Below are 5,614 nucleotides of genomic sequence, written 5' to 3' on the forward strand. Positions count from 1 at the left end.
TTGAGAACTCAACAGCGTGCACATTGTCAAATGCCAAATCCCCGTGGCACTTTTTGGGTGTCCGGGTTCCTTTGGGAAATTGAAATTAGTAGGCCCTTCTTTGGGAGGGTTTACGGACAAGCAAGTCAGTAATGATTTGTTCTGTCAGTATCGAACTTGTCGCATCGCATTCGATTCCCGTTTGTGGTGTGGCGCGTAAGCATTTACGGAGAGTTTGATCCTGGCTCAGGACGAACGCTGGCGGCGTGCTTAACACATGCAAGTCGAACGATGATGCCAGCTTGCTGGTGGATTAGTGGCGAACGGGTGAGTAACACGTGAGTAACCTGCCCTTGACTCTGGGATAAGCGTTGGAAACGACGTCTAATACCGGATATGACGACCGAGCGCCTGTTCTGGTTGTGGAAAGATTTTTTGGTCAAGGATGGACTCGCGGCCTATCAGGTTGTTGGTGAGGTAATGGCTCACCAAGCCTACGACGGGTAGCCGGCCTGAGAGGGTGACCGGCCACACTGGGACTGAGACACGGCCCAGACTCCTACGGGAGGCAGCAGTGGGGAATATTGCACAATGGGCGAAAGCCTGATGCAGCAACGCCGCGTGAGGGATGACGGCCTTCGGGTTGTAAACCTCTTTTAGTAAGGAAGAAGAACTTCGGTTTGACGGTACTTGCAGAAAAAGCACCGGCTAACTACGTGCCAGCAGCCGCGGTAATACGTAGGGTGCAAGCGTTGTCCGGAATTATTGGGCGTAAAGAGCTCGTAGGCGGTTTGTCGCGTCTGCTGTGAAAACTGGAGGCTCAACCTCCAGCCTGCAGTGGGTACGGGCAGACTAGAGTGCGGTAGGGGAGATTGGAATTCCTGGTGTAGCGGTGGAATGCGCAGATATCAGGAGGAACACCGATGGCGAAGGCAGATCTCTGGGCCGTAACTGACGCTGAGGAGCGAAAGCATGGGGAGCGAACAGGATTAGATACCCTGGTAGTCCATGCCGTAAACGTTGGGAACTAGATGTAGGGACCATTCCACGGTTTCTGTGTCGCAGCTAACGCATTAAGTTCCCCGCCTGGGGAGTACGGCCGCAAGGCTAAAACTCAAAGGAATTGACGGGGGCCCGCACAAGCGGCGGAGCATGCGGATTAATTCGATGCAACGCGAAGAACCTTACCAAGGCTTGACATATACGAGAACGCTGCAGAAATGTGGAACTCTTTGGACACTCGTATACAGGTGGTGCATGGTTGTCGTCAGCTCGTGTCGTGAGATGTTGGGTTAAGTCCCGCAACGAGCGCAACCCTCGTTCTATGTTGCCAGCACGTTATGGTGGGAACTCATAGGAGACTGCCGGGGTCAACTCGGAGGAAGGTGGGGATGACGTCAAATCATCATGCCCCTTATGTCTTGGGCTTCACGCATGCTACAATGGCCGGTACAAAGGGCTGCGATACCGTAAGGTGGAGCGAATCCCAAAAAGCCGGTCTCAGTTCGGATTGAGGTCTGCAACTCGACCTCATGAAGTCGGAGTCGCTAGTAATCGCAGATCAGCAACGCTGCGGTGAATACGTTCCCGGGCCTTGTACACACCGCCCGTCAAGTCATGAAAGTCGGTAACACCCAACGCCAGTGGCCTAACCTTCGGGAGGGAGCTGTCTAAGGTGGGATTGGTGATTAGGACTAAGTCGTAACAAGGTAGCCGTACCGGAAGGTGCGGCTGGATCACCTCCTTTCTAAGGAGCACGTTCCGTGTCGCTCTGTATACAGGCGAATCGCACGGACAGTCATTTCAACGGAAGTTATCTGTTGGTGGCGCTCATGGGTGGAACATTTGACATTCACTAAGTGCTTGCTCAGTCGTTAGTACGACTGGTTCCTTCGGGGGCTGGTTTGGAAGAGGGTTGTTGAAGTAACCGTGTTGTGCACGCTGTTGGGTCCTGAGGGACCGGGCAGCCTTTTCGTCGTGGTTTACCGCGGCGGGTGGGTTGGCTGTTGAACTCTGGACCTCACTTCGGGTCAGGATCTTTTCCTGGTCTGTTTGGGGTACCGCCCGTATTTTGAGAACTACACAGTGGACGCGAGCATCTCCAGACGCGAATGAACTCATGCCTTTTTGGGGTGTGGGGGTTTTGTTGTCTGGTAATCAATGTTCGTCTGATTTGTTTCAGACATACATTGGTCTTTGTTGTGCAAATTTTGTTTGAGAAGTTTTTAAGAGCAAACGGTGAATGCCTTGGCATCTGGAGCCGAAGAAGGACGTATAAATCTGCGATAAGCCTCGGGGAGCTGATAATAGAGCTGTGATCCGAGGGTTTCCGAATGGGGAAACCCCGCCAGGCCCTTTGGGTGACCTGGTGACTCCCGCCTGAATATATAGGGCGGGTAGAGGGAACGGGGGGAAGTGAAACATCTCAGTACCCTCAGGAAGAGAAAACAATAGTGATTCCGTGAGTAGTGGCGAGCGAAACCGGAACAGGCTAAACCGTTCATGTGTGATAGCCGGCAGGCGTTGCATGTTCGGGGTTGTGGGACTTACCTGCAGTTACTGCCGTACTGCGAGAGTTACAGCGCTATATAGACGAATGGGATTGAAAGCCCAGCCGTAGCAGGTGCCAGCCCTGTAGTCGAAATGTAGTTATGGCTCGGTGAGTATCCCAAGTATCGCGGGGCCCGAGAAATCCCGCGTGAATCTGTCAGGACCACCTGATAAGCCTAAATACTCCCAGATGACCGATAGTGAACAAGTACCGTGAGGGAAAGGTGAAAAGTACCCCGGGAGGGGAGTGAAATAGTACCTGAAACCGTTTGCTTACAAGCCGTCGGAGCGCCCTTTGTTGGTGTGACGGCGTGCCTTTTGAAGAATGAGCCTGCGAGTTAGTGATCAGTGGCGAGCTTAACCCGTGAGGGGAATGCGTAGCGAAAGCGAGTTCGAATAGAGCGTTTGAGTCGCTGGTTCTAGACCCGAAGCGAAGTGATCTATCCATGGCCAGGTTGAAGCGACGGTAAGACGTCGTGGAGGACCGAACCCACTTCAGTTGAAAATGGAGGGGATGAGCTGTGGATAGGGGTGAAAGGCCAATCAAACTTCGTGATAGCTGGTTCTCTCCGAAATGCATTTAGGTGCAGCGTTGCGTGTTTCTTGCCGGAGGTAGAGCTACTGGATAGCCGATGGGCCCTAAAAGGTTACTGACGTTAGCCAAACTCCGAATGCCGGTAAGTGAGAGCGCAGCAGTGAGACGGTGGGGGATAAGCTTCATCGTCGAGAGGGAAACAACCCAGACCACCATCTAAGGTCCCTAAGCGCGTGCTAAGTGGGAAAGGATGTGGAGTTGCATAGACAACCAGGAGGTTGGCTTAGAAGCAGCCACCCTTGAAAGAGTGCGTAATAGCTCACTGGTCAAGTGATTCCGCGCCGACAATGTAACGGGGCTCAAGCACGCCACCGAAGTTGTGGCATTTATATTTTTGGCAGGCCTTCGTGGTCCAGCCGTATGGATGGGTAGGAGAGCGTCGTGTGGCCAGCGAAGCGGCGGTGTAAACCAGCCGTGGAGGCCACACGAGTGAGAATGCAGGCATGAGTAGCGAAAGACGGGTGAGAAACCCGTCCTCCGAAAGATCAAGGTTTCCAGGGCCAGGCTAATCCGCCCTGGGTAAGTCGGGACCTAAGGCGAGGCCGACAGGCGTAGTCGATGGACAACGGGTTGACATTCCCGTACCGCAGAAGAACCGTCCAAGCCAATCCACTAATGCTAAACATCTGAAACCCACCTTATTGATCCCTTCGGGGTGAGAGGGGTGGACGTAGCGTGTGACCCTATGGTGGTGCGGTTAGCGTATTAACAGGTGTGACGCAGGAACGTAGCTGAGCCGGGCGATGGTTGTCCCGGTCTAAGAATGTAGGCCGAGGGGTAGGCAAATCCGCCCCTCATTAAAGGCTGAGACTCGATGGGTACCCTTCAGTGGGGAAATCAGTGATCGTCTGCTGCCAAGAAAAGCATCGGCGCGAGGTTCCATGTGCCCGTACCCCAAACCGACTCAGGTGATCAGGTAGAGAATACTAAGGAGATCGAGAGAATCGTGGTTAAGGAACTCGGCAAAATGCCCCCGTAACTTCGGGAGAAGGGGGGCCCCGATCGTGACAGGATTTACTTCTCGAGCGTGATAGGGCCGCAGAGACCAGTGGGAAGCGACTGTTTACTAAAAACACAGGTCCGTGCCAAGTCGCAAGACGATGTATACGGACTGACGCCTGCCCGGTGCTGGAAGGTTAAGAGGAAGAGTTAGCCGCAAGGCGAAGCCCAGAATTTAAGCCCCAGTAAACGGCGGTGGTAACTATAACCATCCTAAGGTAGCGAAATTCCTTGTCGGGTAAGTTCCGACCTGCACGAATGGCGTAACGACTTCCCAGCTGTCTCAACCGCGAACTCGGCGAAATTGCACTACGAGTAAAGATGCTCGTTACGCGCAGAAGGACGGAAAGACCCCGTGACCTTTACTATAGCTTTGTATTGGTGTTCGGTGTGGCTTGTGTAGGATAGGTGGGAGACTGTGAAGCGGGCACGCTAGTGCTGGTGGAGTCATTGTTGAAATACCACTCTGGTCACTCTGGATATCTAACTACGAACCGTAATCCGGTTCTGGGACAGTGCATGGTGGGTAGTTTAACTGGGGCGGTTGCCTCCTAAAGAGTAACGGAGGCGCCCAAAGGTTCCCTCAACCTGGTTGGCAATCAGGTGGCGAGTGTAAGTGCACAAGGGAGCTTGACTGTGAGACTGACAAGTCGAGCAGGGACGAAAGTCGGGACTAGTGATCCGGCAGTGGCTTGTGGAAGCGCTGTCGCTCAACGGATAAAAGGTACCTCGGGGATAACAGGCTGATCTTGCCCAAGAGTCCATATCGACGGCATGGTTTGGCACCTCGATGTCGGCTCGTCGCATCCTGGGGCTGGAGTAGGTCCCAAGGGTTGGGCTGTTCGCCCATTAAAGCGGTACGCGAGCTGGGTTTAGAACGTCGTGAGACAGTTCGGTCCCTATCCTCTGCGCGCGCAGGAAATTTGAGGAGAGCTATCCCTAGTACGAGAGGACCGGGATGGACGAACCTCTGGTGTGTCAGTTGTACTGCCAAGTGCACCGCTGATTAGCTACGTTCGGAACGGATAACCGCTGAAAGCATCTAAGCGGGAAGCCGGCTTCAAGATGAGATTTCCATACCATTCATGGTGAGAGGCTCCCAGGAGACTACTGGGTTGATAGGCAGGATGTGGAAGCACCAACTAACGAGGTGTGGAGCTGACCTGTACTAATAAGCCGATAACTTCACAAACACCACCATCCCCGAGCAATCGGGTGTGGCTGAAATGAATCTGCGCATCAAAGACACCCGCGTCCACTCTGTGGTTCCCGACATACGGTCGGAAACCGCCCCCCACACCAAGGGGGCACACAACTGAATATCTGCAGCAACTGCACAGAACACACCAGACCGTAACAACGTCGACAGTGTTTCGGCGGCCATAGCGAGAGGGAAACGCCCGGCAACATTCCGAACCCGGAAGCTAAGACTCTCAGCGCCGATGGTACTGCAAGGGAGACCTTGTGGGAGAGTAGGACACCGCCGGACCC

General features: G+C 53.8%; 3 rRNA genes. All 3 read left to right on the plus strand.

The features are described 5' to 3' along the window. Positions 1-202: 202 nt before the first annotated feature. Positions 203-1,726, plus strand: a 16S ribosomal RNA gene (locus B7R22_RS04570). 468 nt (positions 1,727-2,194) lie between these two features. After that, positions 2,195-5,315: ribosomal RNA gene (locus tag B7R22_RS04575) — 23S ribosomal RNA — on the plus strand. 180 nt (positions 5,316-5,495) lie between these two features. Then, positions 5,496-5,612: ribosomal RNA gene (rrf, locus tag B7R22_RS04580) — 5S ribosomal RNA — on the plus strand. The 16S, 23S and 5S rRNA genes sit together here, the layout of an rRNA operon. Positions 5,613-5,614 lie beyond the last annotated feature (2 nt).

The sequence above is a fragment of the Subtercola boreus genome (genome assembly GCF_003399635.1).
Classification (GTDB): Bacteria; Actinomycetota; Actinomycetes; order Actinomycetales; family Microbacteriaceae; genus Subtercola; species Subtercola boreus_B.